This is a genomic window from Mesobacillus boroniphilus, assembly GCF_018424685.1.
GTDB classification, from domain to species: domain Bacteria; phylum Bacillota; class Bacilli; order Bacillales; family Cytobacillaceae; genus Mesobacillus; species Mesobacillus boroniphilus_A.
In genome coordinates this window covers 1,422,843-1,446,507 of the sequence record NZ_QTKX01000001.1, presented here as the reverse complement: position 1 = coordinate 1,446,507, position 23,665 = coordinate 1,422,843, and the positions used below count along the sequence as shown (strand labels likewise).

At 40.5% G+C, this 23,665-nt stretch carries 28 protein-coding genes; 15 read left to right on the top strand and 13 right to left on the bottom strand.

Annotated elements, in window-relative coordinates; genetic code table 11:
• Nucleotides 1-64 precede the first annotated feature (64 nt).
• Nucleotides 65-1,204, top strand: a complete 1,140-nt coding sequence (locus tag DYI25_RS07340) for a sensor histidine kinase (RefSeq protein ID WP_213367752.1) — start codon at nt 65-67, stop codon at nt 1,202-1,204.
• Nucleotides 1,201-1,800, top strand: coding sequence for a response regulator transcription factor (locus DYI25_RS07335; RefSeq protein ID WP_213367751.1), 600 nt, complete (start codon nt 1,201-1,203; stop codon nt 1,798-1,800). Before DYI25_RS07340 ends, DYI25_RS07335 begins: the two co-directional genes overlap by 4 nt.
• A 24-nt stretch (nt 1,801-1,824) precedes the next feature.
• Here DYI25_RS07335 and DYI25_RS07330 read toward each other — a convergent pair whose 3' ends face one another.
• Nucleotides 1,825-2,199, bottom strand: coding sequence for a nucleotide excision repair endonuclease (locus DYI25_RS07330; protein ID WP_213367750.1), 375 nt, complete (start codon nt 2,197-2,199; stop codon nt 1,825-1,827).
• Between the two features lie 384 nt (nt 2,200-2,583).
• Here DYI25_RS07330 and DYI25_RS07325 point away from each other — a divergent pair, with 384 nt between their 5' ends.
• Nucleotides 2,584-4,161 (top strand): DEAD/DEAH box helicase, encoded by a 1,578-nt coding sequence (locus tag DYI25_RS07325; RefSeq protein WP_213367749.1) that lies wholly within the window; start codon nt 2,584-2,586, stop codon nt 4,159-4,161.
• An 89-nt stretch (nt 4,162-4,250) separates the two neighbouring features.
• Here DYI25_RS07325 and DYI25_RS07320 read toward each other — a convergent pair whose 3' ends face one another.
• Complete coding sequence (locus DYI25_RS07320; protein WP_041965366.1) at nt 4,251-4,370, bottom strand: DUF4023 domain-containing protein; 120 nt, start codon at nt 4,368-4,370, stop codon at nt 4,251-4,253.
• 124 nt (nt 4,371-4,494) lie between these two features.
• Here DYI25_RS07320 and DYI25_RS07315 point away from each other — a divergent pair, with 124 nt between their 5' ends.
• Nucleotides 4,495-5,052 (top strand): GNAT family N-acetyltransferase, encoded by a 558-nt coding sequence (locus DYI25_RS07315; protein WP_213367748.1) that lies wholly within the window; start codon nt 4,495-4,497, stop codon nt 5,050-5,052.
• 29 nt (nt 5,053-5,081) lie between these two features.
• On the opposite strand, the gene DYI25_RS07310 is transcribed toward DYI25_RS07315, so the two are convergent.
• Entirely contained in the window at nt 5,082-5,618 is a 537-nt protein-coding gene (locus DYI25_RS07310; RefSeq protein ID WP_213367747.1) for a histidine phosphatase family protein, read from the bottom strand.
• Nucleotides 5,619-5,741: 123 nt separating this feature from the next.
• Here DYI25_RS07310 and DYI25_RS07305 point away from each other — a divergent pair, with 123 nt between their 5' ends.
• From DYI25_RS07305 to DYI25_RS07280, 6 genes are all read left to right on the top strand, one after another.
• Nucleotides 5,742-5,903, top strand: coding sequence for a hypothetical protein (locus DYI25_RS07305; RefSeq protein ID WP_213367746.1), 162 nt, complete (start codon nt 5,742-5,744; stop codon nt 5,901-5,903).
• Nucleotides 5,904-6,040: 137 nt separating this feature from the next.
• The gene (locus DYI25_RS07300; protein ID WP_213367745.1) at nt 6,041-7,054 is read left to right on the top strand and encodes a LacI family DNA-binding transcriptional regulator; all 1,014 of its coding nucleotides are present in this window, start codon (nt 6,041-6,043) and stop codon (nt 7,052-7,054) included.
• A 196-nt stretch (nt 7,055-7,250) separates the two neighbouring features.
• Nucleotides 7,251-8,933 (top strand): glycoside hydrolase family 13 protein, encoded by a 1,683-nt coding sequence (locus DYI25_RS07295; RefSeq protein WP_213367744.1) that lies wholly within the window; start codon nt 7,251-7,253, stop codon nt 8,931-8,933.
• A 175-nt stretch (nt 8,934-9,108) separates the two neighbouring features.
• Nucleotides 9,109-9,834, top strand: a complete 726-nt coding sequence (locus DYI25_RS07290) for an SDR family NAD(P)-dependent oxidoreductase (RefSeq protein WP_213367743.1) — start codon at nt 9,109-9,111, stop codon at nt 9,832-9,834.
• Entirely contained in the window at nt 9,834-10,874 is a 1,041-nt protein-coding gene (locus DYI25_RS07285; protein ID WP_213367742.1) for an S-adenosylmethionine:tRNA ribosyltransferase-isomerase, read from the top strand. Before DYI25_RS07290 ends, DYI25_RS07285 begins: the two co-directional genes overlap by 1 nt.
• Before the next feature lie 20 nt (nt 10,875-10,894).
• Complete coding sequence (locus tag DYI25_RS07280; RefSeq protein ID WP_213367741.1) at nt 10,895-11,248, top strand: VOC family protein; 354 nt, start codon at nt 10,895-10,897, stop codon at nt 11,246-11,248.
• Nucleotides 11,249-11,291: 43 nt separating this feature from the next.
• Here the strand turns inward: DYI25_RS07280 and DYI25_RS07275 are convergent, their stop codons facing one another.
• Nucleotides 11,292-11,762: a DUF2062 domain-containing protein gene (locus DYI25_RS07275; RefSeq protein WP_213367740.1), complete on the bottom strand. Its 471-nt coding sequence runs from the start codon at nt 11,760-11,762 to the stop codon at nt 11,292-11,294.
• Nucleotides 11,763-12,020: 258 nt separating this feature from the next.
• Here DYI25_RS07275 and pssA point away from each other — a divergent pair, with 258 nt between their 5' ends.
• Nucleotides 12,021-12,716: a CDP-diacylglycerol--serine O-phosphatidyltransferase gene (gene pssA, locus DYI25_RS07270; RefSeq protein WP_213367739.1), complete on the top strand. Its 696-nt coding sequence runs from the start codon at nt 12,021-12,023 to the stop codon at nt 12,714-12,716.
• Between the two features lie 272 nt (nt 12,717-12,988).
• Here the strand turns inward: pssA and DYI25_RS07265 are convergent, their stop codons facing one another.
• Complete coding sequence (locus DYI25_RS07265; protein ID WP_213367738.1) at nt 12,989-13,183, bottom strand: CsbD family protein; 195 nt, start codon at nt 13,181-13,183, stop codon at nt 12,989-12,991.
• 95 nt (nt 13,184-13,278) lie between these two features.
• Between DYI25_RS07265 and DYI25_RS07260 the strand changes: the two genes are divergently transcribed.
• Nucleotides 13,279-14,067, top strand: a complete 789-nt coding sequence (locus DYI25_RS07260) for a nucleotidyltransferase domain-containing protein (RefSeq protein ID WP_213367737.1) — start codon at nt 13,279-13,281, stop codon at nt 14,065-14,067.
• Nucleotides 14,068-14,180: 113 nt separating this feature from the next.
• On the opposite strand, the gene DYI25_RS07255 is transcribed toward DYI25_RS07260, so the two are convergent.
• Together DYI25_RS07255 and DYI25_RS07250 are read right to left on the bottom strand one after the other, a co-directional pair.
• Nucleotides 14,181-14,669: a hypothetical protein gene (locus tag DYI25_RS07255; protein WP_213367736.1), complete on the bottom strand. Its 489-nt coding sequence runs from the start codon at nt 14,667-14,669 to the stop codon at nt 14,181-14,183.
• A complete protein-coding gene (locus tag DYI25_RS07250) occupies nt 14,662-15,267 on the bottom strand; it encodes a GGDEF domain-containing protein (RefSeq protein WP_213367735.1) in 606 nt (201 codons plus the stop codon). The genes DYI25_RS07255 and DYI25_RS07250 overlap by 8 nt, the downstream gene beginning before the upstream one ends.
• Nucleotides 15,268-15,523: 256 nt before the next feature.
• Between DYI25_RS07250 and DYI25_RS07245 the strand changes: the two genes are divergently transcribed.
• Nucleotides 15,524-16,531, top strand: coding sequence for a DUF3231 family protein (locus DYI25_RS07245; protein ID WP_213367734.1), 1,008 nt, complete (start codon nt 15,524-15,526; stop codon nt 16,529-16,531).
• 148 nt (nt 16,532-16,679) lie between these two features.
• On the opposite strand, the gene DYI25_RS07240 is transcribed toward DYI25_RS07245, so the two are convergent.
• The 3 genes from DYI25_RS07240 to DYI25_RS07230 are packed head-to-tail and all read right to left on the bottom strand — an operon-like array spanning nt 16,680 to nt 17,445.
• Nucleotides 16,680-17,045 (bottom strand): hypothetical protein, encoded by a 366-nt coding sequence (locus tag DYI25_RS07240; protein ID WP_213367733.1) that lies wholly within the window; start codon nt 17,043-17,045, stop codon nt 16,680-16,682.
• A 54-nt stretch (nt 17,046-17,099) separates the two neighbouring features.
• The gene (locus DYI25_RS22790) at nt 17,100-17,249 is read right to left on the bottom strand and encodes an AbrB family transcriptional regulator (protein WP_213367732.1); all 150 of its coding nucleotides are present in this window, start codon (nt 17,247-17,249) and stop codon (nt 17,100-17,102) included.
• A complete protein-coding gene (locus DYI25_RS07230) occupies nt 17,230-17,445 on the bottom strand; it encodes an AbrB family transcriptional regulator (RefSeq protein ID WP_274609510.1) in 216 nt (71 codons plus the stop codon). Before DYI25_RS07230 ends, DYI25_RS22790 begins: the two co-directional genes overlap by 20 nt.
• A gap of 141 nt (nt 17,446-17,586) precedes the next feature.
• Between DYI25_RS07230 and DYI25_RS07225 the strand changes: the two genes are divergently transcribed.
• Nucleotides 17,587-18,207 carry a pyridoxamine 5'-phosphate oxidase family protein gene (locus DYI25_RS07225; RefSeq protein ID WP_213367730.1) on the top strand — a complete coding sequence of 207 codons (621 nt, stop codon included), beginning with the start codon at nt 17,587-17,589 and terminating at the stop codon, nt 18,205-18,207.
• Between the two features lie 82 nt (nt 18,208-18,289).
• Here the strand turns inward: DYI25_RS07225 and DYI25_RS07220 are convergent, their stop codons facing one another.
• A complete protein-coding gene (locus DYI25_RS07220) occupies nt 18,290-19,186 on the bottom strand; it encodes a glycerophosphodiester phosphodiesterase (protein ID WP_249745274.1) in 897 nt (298 codons plus the stop codon).
• Between the two features lie 121 nt (nt 19,187-19,307).
• Nucleotides 19,308-20,612 (bottom strand): MerR family transcriptional regulator, encoded by a 1,305-nt coding sequence (locus DYI25_RS07215; RefSeq protein WP_213367729.1) that lies wholly within the window; start codon nt 20,610-20,612, stop codon nt 19,308-19,310.
• Between the two features lie 333 nt (nt 20,613-20,945).
• On the opposite strand from DYI25_RS07215, the gene aspA reads away from it, so the two are divergent.
• Nucleotides 20,946-22,370 carry an aspartate ammonia-lyase gene (aspA, locus tag DYI25_RS07210; RefSeq protein ID WP_213367728.1) on the top strand — a complete coding sequence of 475 codons (1,425 nt, stop codon included), beginning with the start codon at nt 20,946-20,948 and terminating at the stop codon, nt 22,368-22,370.
• Between the two features lie 41 nt (nt 22,371-22,411).
• Here aspA and DYI25_RS07205 read toward each other — a convergent pair whose 3' ends face one another.
• Nucleotides 22,412-23,662, bottom strand: coding sequence for an MFS transporter (locus DYI25_RS07205; RefSeq protein WP_213367727.1), 1,251 nt, complete (start codon nt 23,660-23,662; stop codon nt 22,412-22,414).
• Nucleotides 23,663-23,665: the final 3 nt, after the last annotated feature.

The window sequence follows — 23,665 nt, the reverse complement described above, 5'->3', positions numbered from 1 at the left end:
TAAGCTGACAAATTTTTCTTATGTTAAAATAAAAGCAGATATGTATAAAAGCAGAGGTTTTGATATGATTAAAAAGTTTTTCAATTCACTTAGAAGTACCGGGATTTCGCCATACATTTGGACGATCCTTGGAATATTGCCTTTTTACTTCATATGGCAGCTTCCAACGACGGTCGGCAAAGTTGTCGGTATCATCCTGACTCTTTTGTTCTTTCTCGTATACTGGGTGGCCTTTGTCTCAAAAGGATGGACGGTATATCTATGGACTTGCATTTTAATAGGTATTTCCATAGCGTCAACAAGTCTGTTCAGTTACATATATTTCGCTTTTTTTATCGCATATTTTATTGGGAATATTAAAGACCGGATTCCCTTCCTTGTACTGTATTTCATCCATCTTGTAGGGACATCGATCGTCATTAACTTTGAAATTGTCCTTAAGGAGGACTTTTTCATCAGGCAGCTGCCAATCATTGTGATTGTGTGGATCGGTGCCATATTACTGCCGTTTAGTATCCATAACAGAAATGAAAGAGGAGAGCTTGAAGAGAAACTCGAGGATGCGAACAAACGGATTTCAGAGTTGGTTAAATTGGAAGAGAGACAAAGGATTGCCCGAGATTTACATGATACCCTCGGTCAAAAACTTTCTCTGATAGGATTGAAAAGTGACTTAGCACGGAAATTAATCAATAAAGATTCCGAATTGGCAAAAGAAGAATTGAAGGATGTCCAGCAGACGGCAAGGACTGCACTTAATGAAGTAAGAAAGATGGTTGCCGAAATGCGGGGTATCCGGGTCCGGGATGAACTAGTACATGTCAGACAGATTTTAAAAGCAGCTGAAATCAAGTTTATCGGCAATGAAGAGGACTTTAATATCAACAATGTTTCCTTGCTCTCAGAGAATATCCTAAGCATGTGTTTAAAAGAAGCTGTTACGAATGTAGTCAAGCATAGTAAGGCATCAACATGCAGCATTTCCATTAAACAAACGGCAAAAGAACTGTTTGCTGAAGTAAGTGACAATGGAGTTGGAAATATAACAGATGAGGACTTATATAAAGGGAGCGGACTTCAGGGCATGAGGGAACGACTTGAATTCGTGAATGGAACCCTAGAGATTTTTTCTGAAAACGGTACGACTCTATTAATCAAGATACCAAAGGTATTAAAACAAAGTGACAGGGAGGACCTGATATGATTCGGATTGTCATAGCGGAGGACCAGCGCATGCTGTTGGGAGCATTAGGCTCCCTGTTGAGTCTTGAGGATGATATGGAAGTTGTAGGAAAGGCGAGCAACGGAGAGGAAGCTGTCGCTCTTGCGAATGAGCTTAAGCCGGACGTATGCGTAATGGATATTGAAATGCCTGGTAAAACAGGACTGGAAGCAGCGGAAGAATTGAAAGGGCTAGGCTGCAAGGTGATTATTTTAACAACTTTTGCACGTTCTGGATATTTTCAGCGAGCGCTGAAAGCTGGTGTGAGCGGGTATTTGCTAAAGGATAGTCCATCTGAGGAGCTTGCAAGCTCGATTCGCAGCGTGATGGGGGGCAGGCGCGTTTACGCACCCGAACTAATGGACGATGTATACAGTGAAGAAAATCCTCTGACTGACCGGGAAATGGAAGTACTCGAGCTTGTCGCCGATGGAAAAAATACGAAGGAAATCGCAGGGCAGTTAAGTATTACGACAGGCACCGTAAGAAATTATATTTCAACGATCCTAGATAAGCTTCAAGTTACTAACAGGATAGAAGCAATCACTCAATCAAAGGAAAAAGGATGGTTTAAGTAAAGAAGAGCCTAAAACAGGCTCTTCTTATTTATAAAATACCTTATCGATATTATACTTAGCTTTAAGTGTGTTGATTGCATAGGTTTCATAAATTTCTCTGTCTATCGGATCTATCACGGTAATGACAGCAATCTTGTTAACTTCATGACGATGGTTTTTAATAGGGGAAACATTATCCTCGAAATGTTTTTTAACGCGAGGTCTGAGCTTGCGTGCTTTCCCTACAAACATCAATTCATCATCGGCGTTGAAAAATAAGATGATTCCGCCTTTATCCCTTGGGATCCGGTGGTAATCAGTAAAACCATATTCACTGCTGATGACCGCTTCAACCTTTTCTCCTAATTGCTTGCTCCGTGTAATGACTACGTCTGGTGCTGGTAGTTCAATCTTAATCACTTATAATCACTTCCTATTCTTCAATTAGTAAATCGTACCACAGGCAAAAGTGAAAATCCACATATTATTATTTTACCCAATCAGAAAGAGCATGACCCAAGATAGATAGCGGGGAAGAAATTTTCAAAGTGTTCTAACGGATACTTTTTGATGAAAAAGCCTTGCGATTCTCCAATAGAGAGCTTCTAACGAACACCTTTTGAAGGAAAAACCATGAGAGTTTCCGATAGAAAGGTTCTCATGACAATAAAGACCGCGTGGATTAGTATGAAGTCGGACTTAGATAAATGAATCAATATTACACTTGATATTTTCCTCCTCAAATAGCAATAATGATAAGGATGGTTGGTGGGTCCAACCTATTATAGAAAGCAGGGATTGAATTTGAATCACTTTAGATCTTTAGGAATATCAGAACAGCTTGCAGAAAAGCTAAACCAACATGGAATTAACGAGCCTACACCAATTCAGGAAAAAGCCATACCGTTATTGCTCGGTGGCAGGGATGTCATAGCGCAGTCACAGACGGGTACAGGGAAAACTTTTGCTTTCGTGCTGCCGATCCTGGAGAAAATCGATATCGAGAACTCAAATATACAGGCATTGATTGTTACACCTACAAGAGAGCTTGCATTGCAGATTACTCATGAAGTAAAAAAACTAATTGAGGGTATAGATGGAATAAATGTTCTTGCTGTATATGGAGGTCAGGATGTTGAATCACAGCTCAAAAAGCTAAAGAAAAACATCCATATTGTCATTGGAACCCCTGGAAGATTGCTTGACCATATCCGCAGAGAAACGGTCGATTTTTCCAAAGCCGCTTTTCTTGTACTTGATGAAGCAGATCAAATGCTTCATATCGGTTTCTTGAACGAGGTTGAAGAAATAATCAAGCAGACACCAAAAACAAGGCAAACCTTGCTCTTTTCAGCGACAATGCCTGATGAGATCAAAAGGCTAGCGAAACAACATATGTACAAACCTGAATATATTCAGGTTGAGAAAACACAGGCTCCGCTAGAAAACATAAAGCAAGTTGCCATCAGTACGACCGACCGGGCAAAACAAAATGATTTAATTGAATCACTTAGATTGTATCAGCCTTTTTTAGGTGTGATTTTTTGCAGGACGAAAAGAAGGGTTAGCAAGCTGAATGACGCTTTAAAAGCGAACCATTTTAATTGTGATGAACTGCATGGAGACCTTTCGCAGGCCAAAAGGGAACAGGTCATGAAAAAGTTCCGTGAGGCAAAGATCCAGTATCTGATCGCTACCGATGTTGCGGCAAGGGGGCTTGATGTTGAAGGTGTCACACATGTTTTCAATTATGACATCCCGCTGGATACAGAAAGCTACATCCATCGAATCGGCCGTACGGGCAGGGCAGGCAGTGAAGGGCTTGCATTAACGTTTTATTCGCCAAAAGATAGACCATTGTTGGATCAGATTGAAACAGAGCTAAATATTAGAATTGAAAAGAAAAACATGGGGAACGCAAAAAAAGGCGAATCCCCAACAGATGATTACAATGCCGGCAATAAAAGCAAACAGAGATCTGGTGATTACAAGGGAAAGAATACCAGATCGAGAAGACGAGACGATAGGAAACCCGAAAGAGACCACCGGGGTGAAAAAATAGGAAAAGAACCAGTTTCCCGGAGACAGGCTGACGACAGGCGTGAAGCTCGGTACGATGGTCAAGGGCGCAGAGATAGGGAACAACCATCATCAAAGCGTGAACGAAGAAGCTATCCTGAAGGGCAGCAAGTAAGTTCCTCTCGTGCGGGTGGTAGAAGAACGGAAAAGTCTTCAACTGGTGCGCGTGACGAAAGAACAAGAAGAAGAAATACTGCAGAAAAACCTAATCAGGAAAGAACGGGCAGAGAGAGACGGAACCCCAGCTCACCTGGAGGCCGAATAGCAAAAAGTAGCGGTACAAGAAACCGAAGAAGCAGGTAGCATACACTAAAATAGACCGCAGATTGCGGTCTATTTTAGTGTCCGGTCAGCGCTAGTCGGGGCTGACGAAGACGCTTGCGCTTTTCATTTTAATGTTGTTTATTTGGTAATTTATCGCTCGGATTTTCTTTTCCCTGCCGCTTTCTGTTTTGTTCGTCTTTTCTCTGCTTATCATGTAGCTTCTGAACAAATTCGTGGGTATTTTCCATAATAGTACCTCCTGTTATATGGCTCGTCGTTACTTTTTCCATTACCGATTCAATTCATTCATGTAAATGATTCACCATTAGAGTAAAATAACAGTTGTAAATCACCAGGTCAGGAGTGACAATCATGCAAATAAAAGATATTTATGGAAATCTGCCACAGCTTGAAACGGAGCGCCTGATTTTAAGGAAAATCAGGCATGAGGATATTGATGATATACATACTTATGCTTCCAACCCAGAGGTATCTAAATATGTCTTCTGGGGAGCCCATGAAACAAGAGAAGCGACTGAGGAATATGTGAAAATGGTTCTGGCTCTTTATGAAGAAGGGAAAATTGCACCGTGGGGCATCCACTATAAAGGGGACAATATACTAATTGGTACCGTAGACTTCGTTTCCTGGAATCCTCAGCATAAAACTGCAGAAATCGGTTATGCGCTGTCCATGGACTATTGGGGAAGGGGAATTGCGACGGAAGCAGCTAATGAACTGATCAGGTTTGGAATGACTGAAATGGACCTCGTGAGGATTCAGGCAAAAAGCCTTGTAGCAAATAAAGGATCAGAGCGTGTGATGGAGAAGGCCGGAATGAAATTCGAAGGCATTTTAAGAAAATTCATTTATGTTAAAGGCGCCCATTATGATGTGAAAATGTACGCCATCACAAAAGAAGACGCTTAAAGTTGAGCGCCTCTAGTTACCTCCTACCATTATGTTTTTTCAAAAATATATACTTTGGCATTTTCGGGCCTGTTAAATTTAGGGCCTGAAAATCCTCTTTTTAATAACTCCTTCCTCATGAACATCATGATTCCTCCGTGACCGACAATCAATATATCTTCTCCCTCGGCTATTGCTTCATCTAAAACCCTGTTAATCCGCCTCATGACTTCTTTTTTACTTTCCTTTTGTGATTTATGGCCCAAAAACCAGGCAATTCTGATTAAAGTGACATGGAGCCAGAGAGGAAGGCGCATTTCAGCACGGAAGACTGGGTAAAGTGACATCTCCCGGAGGTCCTCCAAAAAAGTAATATTTCCTTCAAAAGCCCTCGATGCAGTTATTTTCGCTCTTTCTAAATCACTTGAGTAACATCTACTCCATTTTTGCCCCTGATGATGAATGTCAACTTCTTCGATTCGGGATTCATTATACTCTTGTTGCCAAATAAGAAGCTCCTTGGAGGTGACGAACTTACTTGGATACCCCAATGTCACTTTAAAATGACGTAACAATCCGATTTTCATTTTAATCATCCTAATCAATATAGTATTGTTATTTAATTCACCAAATGTCTCCAGAATACCTTCTAGAATGATTTGTGTTAGTTCAAGCAAATTGAGGAACGTTATAAGCAGGAGGTGTCTACATTGCCAAGAGGGAAAGAACTTGAACAGCTGCCAATGGGTAATACTTTGCCCGTTATGGGGGAAGATCGCAGTAAGTTTGACCGTGATGTATTAACTGGAATTACTAGCGATGAAAGGCCGAGGCCAGCAAAAGTGAAGGAAGAAAATCAAAGTAATGAGTAAAGTGAAATTGAAGGCTTCGGCCTTCAATTTTTTTAAAAACGATTTTAACATTCTTTTAAACAAGGTTGATATTAAGCTAAAACCATAATATTATTAAGATGGAAACGTAAACGTTTACGCAAAGGGTTTGATTGTTTATGAGTTATACAATAAAAGATGTAGCGAAACATGCAAATGTCTCAATCGCTACCGTATCCAGGGTCCTCAATGGACAGAGTGGTTATTCGAAAGCAACTGAAGAAAAAGTACTTGTTGCCATTAAAGAGCTTGGGTATCAGCCAAACGCATTCGCCAGAGGGTTAATCAGTAGAAAATCCAATTCATTAGGAATTCTGTTTCCGGAGGTATCGAGCCAATTTTCTTCAAAAATCCTTCGAGGTGTTGAAGAAGCTGCCCACCGTCTAGATTCGAGCGTGATTGTCTGCAATACGGCATCACATGGACAGAGAACGATAAAGTACTTACAGCTTTTAACCGAAAAAAGGGTGGATGGTATCCTGTTTGTTAGTGAAACGATTACTGAAGAGTATTATAAAAAGCTTGAGTCAATGCAAATACCGGTTGTCCTTATTTCCACAGAATCTTATCAATATCCTTTGCCTTTCGTGAAAGTGGATGATAAGCATGCTGCTTTCACCGCTACCGATTATTTAGTGAAAATGGGGCATAGTAAAATCGGGATGATCAGTGGAAATAAAGATGACATCATAGCTGGCCAGCCACGAATAGATGGCTATAAGCAAGCGTTAACACAGAGAGGACTGCCCATAAAAGAAGAAAATATAGTCCAATCACAAGGGTTTTCGTTTAAAGACGGTTTTACTGGTTTGCCTAAACTCCTTGAACAGTCTCCGGGTTTAACAGCTATTTTTGCAGCCAGCGACGCATTGGCCCTAGGTGCGATATCTTCTGCATATAAGCTTGGCATTAGAATACCGGATCACCTTTCAATTATCGGTTATGATAACCTGCCGATTGCCGAAATGGCTATACCACCGCTTACAACAGTAGCTCAGCCATTGGAAGAAATGGGAATGGTCGCAGCAGAAATGCTTTTTACGATGATGGATCAAGGAAGAAGAGTGGAAAGCAGAATTATGCCTCACTCGGTCATTGAGCGAGAAAGTGTGAAGGAAATTAAATTTACCTGAAACCGTAAACGTTTACTAAGGCTGTTATCAAATTGATTGTTGCTTTTCGAAGTCATTCTAATATCCTCATTCTTCTATGAATCGAGGCTCTTTTCTAGGAGATTTCCGAATAGGGTTTGAATTAATAATAATCGTGAAAGCAACAAAGTTTACGAAAAGAGTCTTTACTAAAGAAATTAATTTGGAGTGGTTTTTTTTGAAAAAGCATTGGTGGAAGGAATCAGTCATATATCAAATATACCCGAGAAGCTTCATGGATTCCAACGGAGATGGGATTGGCGATATCCCTGGTATTATTACAAAACTTGACTATTTAAAAGAGCTGGGAGTAGATGTTATCTGGCTTTCACCAGTATACAAGTCTCCTAACGATGATAATGGATATGATATCAGCGATTATCGAGACATCATGGATGATCTCGGAACGATGGCAGACTGGGAGCTATTATTAAAAGAAATGCATGACAGAGGAATGAAGCTGATCATGGACCTTGTCGTTAACCATAGCTCTGATGAACACCAGTGGTTTGTTGAGTCTAGAAAATCGAAAGATAACCCTTATCGGGATTATTATATTTGGAGACCTGGCAAGAATGGAAAAGAACCAAACAATTGGGAATCCGTCTTCAGCGGCTCATCATGGCAGTATGACGAAACAACGGATGAATATTATCTCCACATATTCAGTAAAAAACAACCAGACTTGAATTGGGAAAATCCAAAGCTGAGACAAGAAATTTACGATATGATGCAATTCTGGCTTGATAAAGGTATCGACGGTTTTCGCATGGATGTCATCAATTTCATTTCCAAGGTTGATGGTCTGCCAGATGCCCCAAACCCAGAAGGCAAACCGTATGCTTCCGGCAGCCAATTCTTTATGAATGGTCCTAAAATTCATGATTACCTTCAAGAGATGAGTCGTGAAGTCCTGGACCGTTACAATGCGATGACAGTGGGAGAAATGCCTGGTGCGAATGTCGAACTGGCGAAGCTTTATACTGACGAGGACCGAAATGAAGTCAATATGATTTTCCAATTTGAACATGTGGATCTGGATTCAGGACCAGGAGGAAAATGGGATTTGCGACCCTTGAAGCTTACTGACCTGAAAAAGAGTTTTACAAAATGGCAGATGGGTCTAGAGGAAATAGGCTGGAACAGCTTGTACCTTAATAACCACGACCAGCCAAGGATGGTTTCACGGTTCGGTGATGATAAAGAGTTTCGTGTTGAGTCTGCCAAAATGCTTGGCACTTTTCTTCATATGCTAAAAGGAACTCCTTATATTTATCAGGGCGAAGAAATTGGGATGACAAATGTTCGATTTGATTCCATCGATGAGTATAAGGATATAGAAACTCTTAATATGTACAACGAAAAAGTGAAGCAAAATGGAGAAGACCCTGAGAAGGTAATGGAGTCAATCTATGTAAAAGGACGGGACAATGCTCGTACTCCGTTCCAATGGGACAATAGTGAGCACGGAGGATTTACGACAGGCACCCCATGGCTTCAGGTGAATCCAAACTATAAGGAAATTAATGCCAGTCAGGCTGTTAAAGATGATAATTCCATTTACCACTATTATCGGAAGCTGATTCAGCTTAGGAAAGAGCACCAAATTATTGTCCATGGCAGCTACGACATACTTGTTCCCGAAGATGAGAATATTTATGTTTATACTAGAACACTTGAGTCGCAAAAATTACTTGTTTTATTGAATTTCACTAATGAGGAGCAGAGCTTTGATGTTCCTGCTGACCTGCAGGGTAAGAAAAATGAAATATTGATTTCAAATTACGAAGCGAGCGCAGGATACGGTTCTGCCATTCCATTGAGGCCGTATGAAGCAATTGTATACCTAATCCAGAATTAATCATTGAAAATGGCTGCTATTTTGCAGCCTTTTTTATTTTTGAATTCATTAATTAGAGGCCATGCTTATACTCTTCAGACTAAAGTCGTAGAAAATATAAAGCTTCTCGACGAGGTCTGGTTTTCTTGAAAATCTTATGATAAAGACAAGAAGAAAACCAAGGAGGAAGTAGAACATGGTGAAAAATAAAGTAGTGATGATTACCGGGGTAACACAGGGATTGGGAAAAGCAATGATCCTAAGATTCGCAAAGGAAGGTGCGAAACTGGCTGTTTGCGCTCGAAGGGCAAAAGAACTTGAAAAAGTAAAAAAGGAAGCGGAATCACATGGAGCTGAAGTGCTCGCAGTAACAGCAGATGTATCAAAGCCGCGCGATGCTGAAAAATTTGTAGCTCTGACGATCGAAACATTCGGGCGAATTGATGTGCTGATCAATAATGCCTCGATTCTGGGACCTAGTCCTATGCCACTTCTGATGGATTACCCGGAGGAAGATTTCACTGAGGTCATCAGGGTGAACAGCATCAGTCCGTTCCTAATGGCAAGGCGGGTACTTCCTGCCATGCTCATACAAGGGGAAGGATCAGTTATAAATGTAACTTCAGAAGCTGGTCATGTTGGATATGCAGGCTGGGGAGCATATGGAATTTCAAAATTTGCTGTTGAGGGTTTGACCCAAACATGGGCAGATGAATTAAACGGCACAAGTATAAGAATGAATATGGTCGATCCTGGTGAGATGGATACCGAAATGCATTCTCTTGCAGTTCCGGACTGTAATTATAAGTTAGCCAGACCAGACGATGTTGTCGATGTTTTTCTTTTCCTTGCTTCAGAAGAATCAAATGGAGTCAATGGTCAACGCTTCGAGGCACAAGAGTTTAAACGGGAGGAATTATAATGGAGTTGAAAACAAAGGCACACCAACATGATTTTTATCTGCCATCTTTCCTTAATGCTTCTCATCCACCAGAAAGGAGAGGCCTCCGCAGAGATCAGGTGAAGATGATGGTGTTGGACAGAATAACGGGAAATGTAGTTCATGACCAATTTATTCAATTAGAACAATATTTGAATGCAGGGGATATACTTGTACTAAATAATAGCAGGACCATTCCAGCTATTTTGAAAGGAGAATGGCATAGAAACGGGAAGGTATTCGGCACGAACGTGGAATTACGGCTTGCAAGGAAAAAGAATGACTCTGTATGGGAAGCCTTGATCATAGCAAAAAATGTAGAAACCGGGGATTGTTTTAAATTCTCGGAAGCATTTGCGGCAAAGGTAGTTGGAGAAGTATTTAAATCCCCACTTAAGATGATCCAGTTCACTCTACAAGGGAAAGATTTATACGAAGAAATTTACTCAATGGGTGAACCAATAAGGTACGAATATATTCATCACCCGTGGAACCTGGATTATTACCAGACTGTTTTTGCAAGTCAACCAGGGTCAGTCGAAATGCCCTCGGCAGGCCGTGCTTTCAGCTGGGAACTCCTATTAAAGCTGCAGCAAAAAGGAGTTAAATTGGCTTTTTTACAACTTCATACGGGCCTTAGCTATCTTCTAGATGATGAGTATGCCCATTCACCAGAAGATCATTTCGAGGAATATTCTATTCTCCATGAAGATATGGAGGCAATCGTAAAAGCTAAAGGTTCTGGAGGGAGGATCATCGCTGCCGGAACTACCGTTGTCCGCGCACTTGAAACTGCCGCCGCTAATTCAACTATTAAAGGCTGGACAAATCTATATATCACTTCGGATTATGAATTGCAGCTCGTTGATGGAATTATAACAGGGTTTCATGAACCAAAGGCGAGCCATTTGGATATGCTGACGGCATTTATTGATGAGAACATGCTTTTTGAAGCTTATAATATTGCCATTCAACAACACTATCTATGGCACGAATTTGGTGATATAAACCTGATCATCTAATTGAAAGAGGGAAGTTAACAATGAGATTCCATCATTTTGCACTTGAAGTAAACGATATGAAACGATCACAAACTTTTTATGAAACCTTTCTTGGGTTCAATGAAAGCGAAAGAATATATTTTAATAAGGAAGAAATTATCTTTTTGAAACAGGACGGATTCAGACTTGAATTGTATCAGAAAAAGGCGGATGGAGGTATTGGTGAAAGGTTTCATTTTTGCTTTGAGGTGGATAATCTTGATGAAAAAATGAAGGAAATGAGTGAAAGAGAATATGATCCTTTTGAAGGGCCATATACATTGGTCAACGGTTGGAAGACGATTTTCTACTTGGGTCCGGACAATGAGGTAATTGAATTCCTTGAAGTCACCTAGGAAAAAAATAAGGAATGGAAGAGGACATCTCTTTTTCCATTCCTTATTTTTTTATATCCCAATTCTTTATTAAAGTAAGGAAGCTTAAACGGTATTTCCTCATGATTGTATAAATTATATAGTAAACAACCATCCCGAAAAGAATGATATTAATGATCATGCCCATAAAAAAAACGGCACCTAAATGAATTCCTGCATCTAAACCATGAGAGGGCATACCCGCTGCAGAGGGGAAGATCCCATAAGGGAAAAGGGTTTCGCCGACTACGACATTTAAATAAAATAAAAACGGGAAAAGCCAGATGAGTGCTACACCACTAATGAATCCAGCTAACGGATTCCCCTTGAAGAGCTTGGCACCCACAGTCGAAAGAATAGGCCCCATACCGAATGACGGGATGAAGTGGATTAAAAAACCCAGGGTAAACCCTAAAGACACATTATGAGCGTTCTCTTTGATTCTAAATAATTTAATTAGAAGGAATTTTAACCTACGCAAATTTGTATTAATCATAATTCACCAGCCCCAAATTAGTATACAATTTGATGAATCATTTTAAAAGCCTCTTTAACATATTTCTTCCAAAGAGGTACATGATATAATTTTCGAATAAGAATTTTCTTGTTACCCTCTACTCAGAATGAGAAAAAATGATATAGTTAAACTATATTTTCGGCGATTCTATAATAAAATAAACATGATTATTAGGTGGCTGGGGTAAAAATAGGCATAAGCAAAAATAAGAAAAGTTTCGGAGAGTGATGACAACTGATGCGGTTTACAAAAATGATTCCCAATATGTTCACGCTTGGGAATCTGTATTGCGGTTTTCTATCAATCGGATTTGCGGCTAATGGCCAATTTAACAATGCAGCCATTTTAATTTTGATCGGCATGATGCTGGACAGCATGGACGGAAGGCTGGCGAGGATGCTAAAAGCGGACAGCCAGCTCGGTAAGGAACTCGATTCACTGGCGGATATCGTCACATTCGGTGTAGCACCTTCCTTCCTTGTATATTATACATACTTTTACCAATTTGGATTATTGGGCTTGATGGTAGCGGGGCTATTCCCATTATTCGGGGCTTATCGCCTTGCGAGGTTCAATATCAGTACTGATAAATCTTCGCTCAATTACTTTATTGGAGTGCCTATAACTGCAGCAGGCGGAATTATGGCCATTCTTACATTATTTGGAGACATGATTCCAAATATCGTCACTACTGTTGTCTTTACTGCGCTGAGCTTCCTCATGGTCAGCAGAATCAGGATTCCAAGCTTCAAGGAAGTACCGCTCCCTAAGTATGGAACAATCGTCACTATATTCCTTGGTTCTTTGCTGTTTGTCATTTGGAAAGGTACCTACAGCCAATTCCCATACTTGATTTATATTGCTACTCCACTATATGTAGCGTATTTGGCCTATCGCTTTGTTAAAGGGAAAAATAAAAATAATATTGATTAGTATAAGAAAAGCGGAAGCGCCCTGGTCAGCCCCGACAAGCGTTGGAGGTCCTGCCAGTGAAGTCGTTCTTTGACTTCACTGGCAGGAATCGAAACGACTCGAGCTGCTCAAAGCTAACGCTTCTCGCAAGATACTCCAGGAAGCAATTCCAGTGATGAAAACTGGCTAGGCGCTGGAGCTAGACACTAATCTTAGTGGGAAAATTGTATACTTTCTTACAAAGTTAAAAAGCCTTTGCTGATTCAGCAAAGGCTTTTTGTAAAAACTATTTATTAATCTCTGGACGAGTCGTTATAAGCACGTGATACATCTTCTTTCATATCACCAGCTGTTTCTTTCAGTTTTCCTTTTCCCTTATCAAGGCGGCCCTCAGCTTCCATAGATTCATTGTCGGTCAGTTTTCCAAATTGCTTTTTGGCTTCACCTTTAACCTGGTCAAATGCACCTTTTGTTTGTTTGTCATTCATGATTATGGCCTCCTTTATTTGAGTATATTCTTTTATACCCTTTAAAAAGGAAGGCAAACTACTAAGTGTGAGAAATGAAAGGGGCAAAACTTGAAATGGAGGACCATATCATAACAGTATTAAATCAAATTGAAAAAGAATATGAGGTAAAAATACTTTTTGCATGTGACGCCGGGAGCAGGGCACTGGGATTTGCAGCAAAAGATAGTGATTATGATATCCGTTTCATCTATATACACAAACAAGATTGGTATTTATCAATTGATCAGTCTAGGGATGTTATCGAAATTCCAAAAGAAGATACGCTTTCAATTTTTGTCGATCCCAAATTGGATGTCGTCGGCTGGGAGCTTACCAAAACTCTCAGGCTTTACAGGAAGTCTAATCCTTCCTTGCTGGAATGGCTTAATTCGAAATACGTGTATAGCAATCATACTGGCTTGGTCGAAAAATTAAAGTTATTGCAAGAGACAGTCATTTCACAAAAACCATATATAAACCATCATCTGAACCTGGCAAAAAGAAATTTCATTGAGCTCCAAAAGAAGGAGGAATGGAAGGGAAAGGTATATTTATATATCCTCCGGTCAATCCTGTCGGCAAAATGGTTACAAATACATCAGCAAATTCCACCAGTCGGGTTCAGTGAACTTGTATGTATTTTAGAAAACAGACAAGTAGAGAGTGAAGTAAGGGAATTGCTTTCGATGAAACAAAGAGGGGAACATTGTTTTACAGAGAAAAACAAGATACTTAATGAGTTTATAACACATGAAATTGAACAGCTCGGCAGTTACGCGAGCCTTGTCACTCAAAAAAGTGTCGATCATACAGAGGATCTTAATGAATTGTTCCGAGTAACTCTTAAGGAAGCCTGGAAGTAAAGAGTAATTAATTTGTTTTATTGATAGCCTTCTGTAGAAAAATTGGTGGAAGACGAGATATACGGTGATGTGGAAAGTGAAAGAGCCGGCATGTAATGCTGGCTCTTTCCTATCTAATAGCGGCCCTCTTGAAGCTGCTTATAAACTTCTTCACGGACTTCCTGCAATGTGCCAGGATCAAGCAGTTTACCGGTGCTTATTCGTAAATACGTTTGTTCATCATTCGTGCCTTCTTGCTGCAGTTTATCGAGATGTGGCAGACGGAAGTTGCCAATTGGCAAATATGCAAGATACATACTCTCCCTGTTTTGTTTCAATGATATCTTGGTGCCTTTCAAAACGGGGAAAAAATAAGATGAATAGTCTTGTTCAATAACCAATTCCTCCTTTAACGTATCCTTTATATACGGCAAAGTAGTAGGCATTGAGATAAAATAGATCATTTGATCATATGAATAATGCAGGTCTGATAGCTTAAAACCATAATGTGCAGTGACCCGCTTGGAATAATACTTTTGTGAAAGATTATATAGAGACCTGCTTGTCAAAGCGGAAGCGATGAAAAAGAAAAGGGAAGCTAGAATAAATGCCAGTTCAATCAATGTTCACGAACTCCTTAAAAGAAACTACCGAATTTTTGCCTGCATTTTTAGCTTTATAAAGTGCCTGGTCGGCAGCTTCTATCAATTCATTTTTAGTGGTTATTGCTGAATGATCTGTACAAGCTGTTCCGATACTCACAGTTAATGTGCCGTTAGGCTGTGTTGTTTCACCTGGAAAGCTTTCTTTTTCTACGTTCAATCGAATTGTCTCTGCTATGACTTCAGCCTGCTCCAGATACGTGCCAGGCAAAAGGATCACAAATTCTTCTCCGCCAAACCGAAAGGAAAAATCACCGGACCTTAAAGAATTTACAATGACTCTTGCCAGCTTCATCAGCACTTCATTCCCCAGCAGATGGCCGTTTTTATCATTGAAAATTTTAAAGAAATCGATATCAAATATGATTAGCGAAAGGGGGCCGACCCCATTTTCTTCAGACGGGAAGTGTTCGTTAAGAATTGTCTGGAATGCCCGTTGGTTGAGAAGACCTGTCAAACCATCACGCAGAGCCATTTCTTCGATTTGCTCGTAAAGGTTAGCATGGTCGAGTGCTATCGCAGCCTGGTTTGCCAAAGGAAGGATATTTTCAGTATCCATCAACGTGATTCAGAAAAGCGCTTACATAAAATCTTACTAAATTTGCTGTCACTGATATCCCAACAGCTGAAATAATTAACAAAGAAATTGCACTCAGCTTGCTCACTCCTAAATGTAAATCATACTTCTGTTTTACTGTTTTTTGGAAAATAGATAGGTTGTTTTTATCATGGGAGTTGATTTCCGCTGCAGTACGAAATAAATAACGACAAGTTAAGGAAAGATAAAGATATCATCAGTGCATTGGGGTGTTAAGATGGAAGACAAGACAAAAATCCGGCTGACTGCGGCAGAAATGTCCAGTTTGTGGTCGCAATATATAAATGATACAGTCTCTATTTGTGTATTGAGCTATTTTCTGAACAACATCGACGATAAGAAGGTAAAAGAAATCGTTGAGTTTGCTATCGGTGCATCACAAAAAAACATTTCTCTTTTAAAGGAAATTTTCGAAGGGGAGGAATTTCCGTGCCCAATGGGTTTTACTAAGAAAGATGTGAATGTTCATGCACCACGGCTTTTTTCCGATACATTCGTAATGATGTATTTAAGACATATGTCGATTCTTGGAATGGCCGCAAATAGTGCGGCAATCGGTCTTGGAACCCGGCCTGATGTGATTTCCCTGCATAAAAGTGTTTTGAAATCTTCGATTGGACTGCAGGATTTGACAAGGGAGATAATGCTTGAGCAAGGGACTTACATAAGGCCTCCATTTATTTCAGTGCCAGATAAGGTTGACTTTGTTGAGAAACAAAAATTCCTATCAGGAATCAAGAGCAGGAGACGCGCACTTACCTCGGTAGAAATCACACATTTATTCTTGAATATACAAACAAATCAAATAGGTAAGGCACTGATCATGGGATTCATACAAGTGGCTCAGGACAAAGAGGTCAAAGGATACCTGCAGCGAGGGAAGAAAATCGCTCAAAAACATGTCGATTTATTCAGCGATATCCTTAAGAATAATGACATTCCGGCTCCAATGTTTTGGGATTCAGCAATAACAGATAGTACAACACAGGTTTTTTCAGATAAGCTTATTTTATTCCATGTTTCAGCAATGATTGCCGCAGGGATAGGAAATTACGGTGCGGCAATGGCAGCAAGCCCGCGGAAGGATATTGGGGTGAAATATGCTTCACTGATTCCTGAAATAGCTTTATATGCGGAGGATGGAGCGAATATCATGATCAAAAACTCATGGTTGGAGGAACCTCCTATGGCTGACGACCGGGACCAGTTGTCCGGGTTGAAATAAGGAAGTAAAGAAGGGTGTCCGAAAGTACTTTGAGACACCCTTCTTTTTGTATAATGTACTCTTTTTTTTTGCTCAAGGCACATAATTTTCATGATGGTGGATAAGTAAAGTTCCAGGTAAATAATTAAATAGGGGGCGCTGTCATTGCTTATTTTGCATTTTGTAAATCTGGAAACTTTACTGGAGTATTAACGGATAAATTATCTCGGTATGATCGGTAAGCTACCACAGTGTGGTTATGGGAATGGACATCAAGCTGCAAAATTTTTGCGTAATTGGTCTCAAGATAATATCTCATTTCACCCTGGATGAGTTCATAAAATGTTAAAGTAATCCCTATATATTCTTTTTTTACAACTTTTGCATCAGGATGATTCCTGACGAAATCAGCTATTTGCTGAACAGAAGCTGACGATGTCCCTGTGATGGAATAAAGGGTATCCTTCGCGTGACTAAATGCCTGATTCAAAGATTTTTTTGCTTTATTTAGCAAAGTATTAAACGAATTGTTCAAGTTCAGTCCTCCATCTATTCATTTTTAAGGTGTTAGTTAATATACCCCTGAATATTAAAGAGAATCCTCTTTACTGTTTAATTTTCTTTTGAAATACAACCTTAAAACTGGAGGAACTATAAAATATATGAAGAATAGCCTAAACAGCTGAAATCCTGAAACAATTGATATATCAGCCCTTACCTCATTGGCTATTATCCCCATCTAGTCCGATTCCACCTGGCGCCAAACTCAGAAAACCTGTAACTATATTGATTTTTAAAGCGTCTGATAAAAAGAAACTTAACACCAAAGATCCAATCACAAGCAAGAATCCACTTATCAATGCGAGAATGATTGTTGATGTTTTCTTCTCCAATTTCTCAGGCTTTAAAAGCATGCCAATATATCCGCCTATCATCAATTGTCATAAATCCTTCACTGATGATGGCAGAGTTGGACCGGTAAAGCCAGAATAAGTCAAATGGCTATTTTCACTGTTATGCTCAATTGAAAATATGTACTAAGCAACACTAATTAAACTACCCTGGGAGATGATCAAATGACTCATGAAATTAATAGCTTTGAAGAATTAAGGACCTTGTTCGGAGAGCCAAGTGAGCTGGCCAAACGGAAGGTTATTTCTTTCGTAGACGAACATTGCCTTAACTACATAGCCCAGTCACCATTTCTTGTCTTATCTACCTCTGACGAAAAAGGGTACACAGACGCTTCCCCGAGGGGAGACGCTCCTGGTTTTGTACTAGTTCTGGACAAAAATCGGATAGTAATTCCAGACCGTCCCGGTAACAAGAGAATGGACTCATTGAAAAATATCTTATCAAATTCAAGGGTAGGCCTATTATTTCTTATACCTGGGATGCCTGAAACATTGAGAGTGAATGGCAAGGCCACCTTGTCACAGGAGCCAGAGCTTCTAGAAAGGATGAAAGCCGGCGGTAAGAACCCACTGCTAGGAATCATAGTAGAAGTAGAGGAATGTTATATACAATGCGGAAAAGCGTTGAAGCGATCACGCTTATGGAATCCTGAAAGCTGGACAGATTCCTCCACTTTGCCATCAGGTGCTGAAATATTGGCAGCGCACTCCAAACTCCCTGGAGCCACAGAAGCTGATATAAAGAAAAGATTAGAAGAAGGGTATAAAAATAGACTTTATTGAGGGCATCTCCATAACAAACCTATTTCGATTCCAAACTAAAACAAAGCTGCAAATAGGCAGCTTTGTTTTAGTTTTCAAAGGTCTACGAGTTTTTAGGCTTTCTGCTTTGTATGACTTCGTCCAACCGGTCAGGATAATTGGTAAACATGCCCGTAACTCCCCAATCCAGAAGCATTTTCATGTCGTCCTTTTCATTGACCGTATAAGGGAAAATCATTAATCCAGAATCTGTGACCTTTTGAATATATCCGGGACTCACCGCCGTATAATGCAGACCAACTCCAACTGCGTATTCTAATATTTTGCTTACTTCACTATCGGTAATGACCGCTGGAGCATAATAGGACAACAGCTGGACTAGAGGGATGGATTCATCCATTTGATGGACTTTTCTTAAGCTTTCAATGCTGAATGATTGAATAATAACATTTCCAAATGTCTGATGGGCACCGATGAGATTGTATTCATTCAGTATATTGATCAGCTTTTCTTCCATTCCAGGATAGACTTCAGGTGATTTTGTTTCGATAAAAAATTTCGAATCTGGACCGAACCTATCGAGCACCTCACGCAGGGTAGGGATTTGAAGTCCCATATACTCGGTACTCTTTTTTTCAGGGAAAGCTTCATTAAACCATGAGCCTGCATCAAGTTTCTTTAATTCCTTCAGAGTAAGGTTCTTGACTAGTCCCTTTTTACCCGTTGTCCTGTCAATGGTTTCGTCATGCAGAGCAATCAATTCTCCATCCTTCGTCATTTGAAGGTCGATTTCAATGTAATCCCCTTTCATGACATTGCCAAGTTCATAGGCATGCAATGTATGTTCAGGCGCATGGCCTGAGGCACCCCGGTGGGAGATATTAATTGCCTTTACTTGCCCGTAATCCGAGGAAATGTCCGCTATAGCAATATCTAATGATGCTCCTAATAAGTAAATGACCAATGCTGCGATTGCTATACAGCGAATATATCCGACCATCTCCAATTTCCCTCCCAAGAGTAATTCTTGCATTGCATTATGGAGACTTATAAAAACGGGTGCCGCTTAAGTGTGAATATTATTTACATCTTTACAAGTTATATGTCAGTTATTATGAAAACTACTTCCAAACCTTCCACCAATTGCGTTTTGATTGTTTCGAAGCTGCCGTTTCCCTGAAACTATCGACCATATCTTTAAACATTTCGTCACGCTGCCTGATTTCCCTGCGTAATTCTTCGCGTTCACTTTGAAGAGTGCTGACAAAAAAATCGCGCTCCTGACTGATGACTTGGTTTAAATTAGATAGCTCTTGGTTTGTTGTCTCACGGCTATTTGAAACATAATCCGCAAGTATTTTAAACTCCTCGGAAACCGTTTCGGTAGTCTCATTCAGACGTTTTGCCAAAAGTGATAATTCCTTATTTGTACCGGATGATAGTTTATCAACCGTGCTTTCGAGTTTTATGATTTTTTCATTCGTCCCTTTTGATGTTTTAGTCAAACTCGATGTCAACGATGCAATTCGTTCGGAAGTACCTTTTGAGACATTCGAAATACTTCCGGAAAGTGCATTGATTTTTTCTGAAGTACCTTTTGAAACCTTTGTAACACTTTCTGTCAGCTTGGTAATTTTATCAGTTGTTCCTGTGGAGCTCCTCTGAATATTTTCAGATAACTGGGCAATTTTTTCTGTGGTGCCCTGCGAAGCTTTGGTTACACGATCGGTAAGCTTGCTGAACATTTCGTTCGTGCCTTTTGAAACTTTTGCAAGGCTTGTGCTGATTTCGGAAGTGCCTTTCGAAACATTCGTAAGCTCTGATGAAATGGTTCCGAGACGTTCGGAACTTTCTTCCGAGCCTCTGGCCACCGTTTCAGAAAGGACCATAATATGTTCATTGGTTTTTTCACCTGTTTTATAGATAGAATCGGAAAGTGTCTTTACTGTTGTTAAAGTACCTTTGGAGATTTCTTTTTTTACTTCCTCCAGAACTTCCTTTCTAATGCCGTTCCTGATCTCTGCCTTGACTTCTTCTAGCAGGGACTGCTTATATTGTTCCATTGCCATCATAAAAGTATCATAATCATTATGGCTGCCTGTCAGGGGAACGGCCGGCATTTTCTCCTTTACAGTAAGGCTGTTTTCATTTGAAGTTTGTTCGGAAACCGTATCAGTACTCATATGTCTCTGTAATAGCTCCCGTATCATATCTTTGCTTAAATTTTTATCTCGCATTTGTTTTATTTTCATCAATTGGTCTATTTCGATATCTGTATAAAATCTTGCTCCTTGTTTCGTTCTTGGAACGATCAGCAAACCGGCAAGATCTTTTTCCCATTGTCTAATGGTGCCAGACGGAACCATAATTTTTTTGGACACCTCTTTGATGGTGTATGCCTTCATGAATTGAGTGTCAGTCATCATGAACATTCCTTTCTGTTTTGGTTTATGAAAAATTAGATGTCCTATTAGAATTCAGCACGTACATTCCTTTTTTCCTGCATGGTGACAAAAGCTCTCAAAAGTAGTGGGGTTTCAGCATAACAACAAGAAATCATACAGGGTTCGCAACCCTGGCACTTAGGAAAATTATGATTTGTCGTGATGATTTCTTCATTTTGATTTACAATAGTCCATGTAGGCCAATATAAAGTTCAAGGGGGATAAAAGAGTACAAGAAGATTGTCGGAAAGTGATTGCCCTCAATACATAATTTAGGATCATTATCGAAATTTCATGCTTTTTGGAGGGGTAGAAATGTCTGAGGTTAAAGTTCGAATTGAGAAGGATTTTCTGGGTACGAAGGAAGTATTAGCCGATGCGTATTATGGGATCCAAACTTTAAGGGCGGTTGAAAACTTCCCGATAACAGGATACAGAATCCATAGTGAACTTATAAAGGCAATGGCCATGGTGAAAAAGGCAGCGGCACTTGCCAATATGGAAACAGGAAGGCTCTACGGCGGCCTGGGGGAGGTCATTGTAAAAGCTGCTGACGAAATTATCCAGGGGCAATGGCATGAGCAGTTCATCGTGGATCCAATTCAAGGAGGAGCAGGGACCTCCATCAACATGAACACGAATGAAGTTATTGCCAACCGTGCGCTGGAATTGCTTGGCGAGAAGAAAGGGGATTATTTCACACTAAGTCCCAACTCTCATGTAAACATGGCCCAGTCAACGAATGATGCATTTCCTACTGCAATGCACATATCTGTTCTGTCGCTTCTGGACAAGCTATTGGATACGATGCAAATCATGCGCGAAGTTTTTTCCCAGAAAGCAAGGGAATTTGATGCTGTCATTAAAATGGGCAGGACACACCTGCAGGACGCTGTTCCAATCCGTCTAGGCCAGGAATTTGAAGCCTATACAAGGGTAATCGAACGCGATATTGACAGAATAAAGCATACCCGCAGCCACCTGTTTGAAGTGAATATGGGAGCGACAGCTGTAGGGACCGGGCTTAATGCCAATCCTAAGTACATCAAAAATGTTGTCCGGCACCTTGCTGAAATCAGCGGGTATCCCTTAACCAATGCTGACCATTTAGTAGATGCGACACAAAATACCGATGCTTATACAACAGTCTCTGCTGCCTTGAAGGTTTGTATGATGAATATGTCTAAAATAGCCAATGACTTGCGACTGATGGCTTCCGGTCCACGAGTGGGCTTTAACGAGATTTTCCTTCCATCAAGGCAACCGGGCTCATCCATAATGCCGGGCAAGGTGAACCCGGTCATGCCTGAGGTTATCAACCAGGTTGCTTTCCAGGTTATCGGAAACGACCATACGATTTGTCTTGCTTCCGAAGCTGGTCAGCTTGAGTTGAATGTCATGGAACCAGTGCTTATTTTCAATTTGATCCAATCAATCAGCATCATGAACAATGGTTTTAAGGTGTTTACTGACCATTGTCTCGTTGGGATAGAAGCGAACAAAGAAAAACTTGAAAAGGATGTTGAGAGGAGTGTAGGCATCATTACTGCTGTCAATCCTCACCTTGGCTATGAAGCCGTTTCGAGAATAGCAAGAGAAGCAATCCTGACAGGAAAATCAGTAAGAGAATTGTGTCTTGCCTACGATGTCCTGACAGAAGAAGAGCTCGATTTGATCTTAAATCCATATGAAATGACAAACCCTGGAATTGCAGGAGAAGAGCTTTTAAATAAAGATTGAGTGCAAAAAGCCGTTGTCCGAAGACAACGGCTTTTGACGATTTAACTCCCAAAATTATTAAGTTCGGCTTTGCTGTTTGTTTGCTTTAACCGCATAGCCAAAGCGATTGTACCCATGAAAAATGTAGCTATTCCAGCACCGATCAGGACTCCAGAAACACCAATCCATTTTGCGAGCAGTGCACCGGCGGCGGGAGCGACTAGCATGGAGAATGTCTGCAGAGACATTGCCGCTGCTGAAACTCTTCCCATCATCTGCTTTGGGGTTTCCGACTGAAGGACATAACCATAGGGGACGCCTTCAGCAGAGGCGAGAATTCCAAGCAGGAACGCCCCGGACATCCAAAGCACCTTAGGCAATTCAAATAATCCCATCACACCTGTTCCGATTACAAGAATCAATAAACCGCTTATGACGGAGGCAGAAGCCATTATGTGAATCGGCTTATGTTTCCAGTCCGTCCACCTGCCGAGGAGAAGGGCGCCGACTACACTGCCAAAACCAACAGAGCTGACGAGCAAGCCAAACTCTTCCTGGACAAAACCTAGTTCCTGTGCAACAAAAATAAATAATCCATCGTATAGAAAAATTATGAAAAAGGCAATGGAGGAGAGGATTATTGCTGCTTTTAAAATGCTAGCAGAGAAGATATGATTTATTCCTTCAGAAAGCTCTTTAAAGTAAGATCCATTTTGAGGCTCTTGCAGGTTATCTTCTGTTTCAATTTTAGGCAATGTCAATAAAAGCACTATAGCAATCAAAAACCCTGCACCTTCAAAGACAAATGGGCTCCTGACGCCATATAGCGCAATCATTCCACCGCCTAAAGCAGGACCGACAATTTTCATTGTATTTACAGAAAGCTGACTTAAAGTAACAGCCTCAGGAAGCTCTTCCTCAGGAACCGTATGTCTGATTGCACTTTGCCTTGCAGGGTCATACAGGGCGGCAACAGCAGCCTTGAGGAATACAAACAGCAGCATGACGTACAGATTGGGTGCAAAAAACATCCCGGCGACAAACAGTATTCTTAACCATAGGCATGAAATCATGAAAATCTTTTTCGGAAGTTTGTCAACAAACACACTAGCAAGCGGTCCAATGATGACCCAGGGTATACCCATAACTATGATAACTGATGCGATTGCGGCCTCGCCCAGTCCCCAATGGTAAGCCACAATCACCTGTATTGCGATAAAATCAAGCCAATTCCCTAAGTCAGAAAATACCTGTGCGCCAAAAAGTGAACGATAAGCCTTATTTCTTAACGGTTTAAACATCCCCGTCTTCATGTC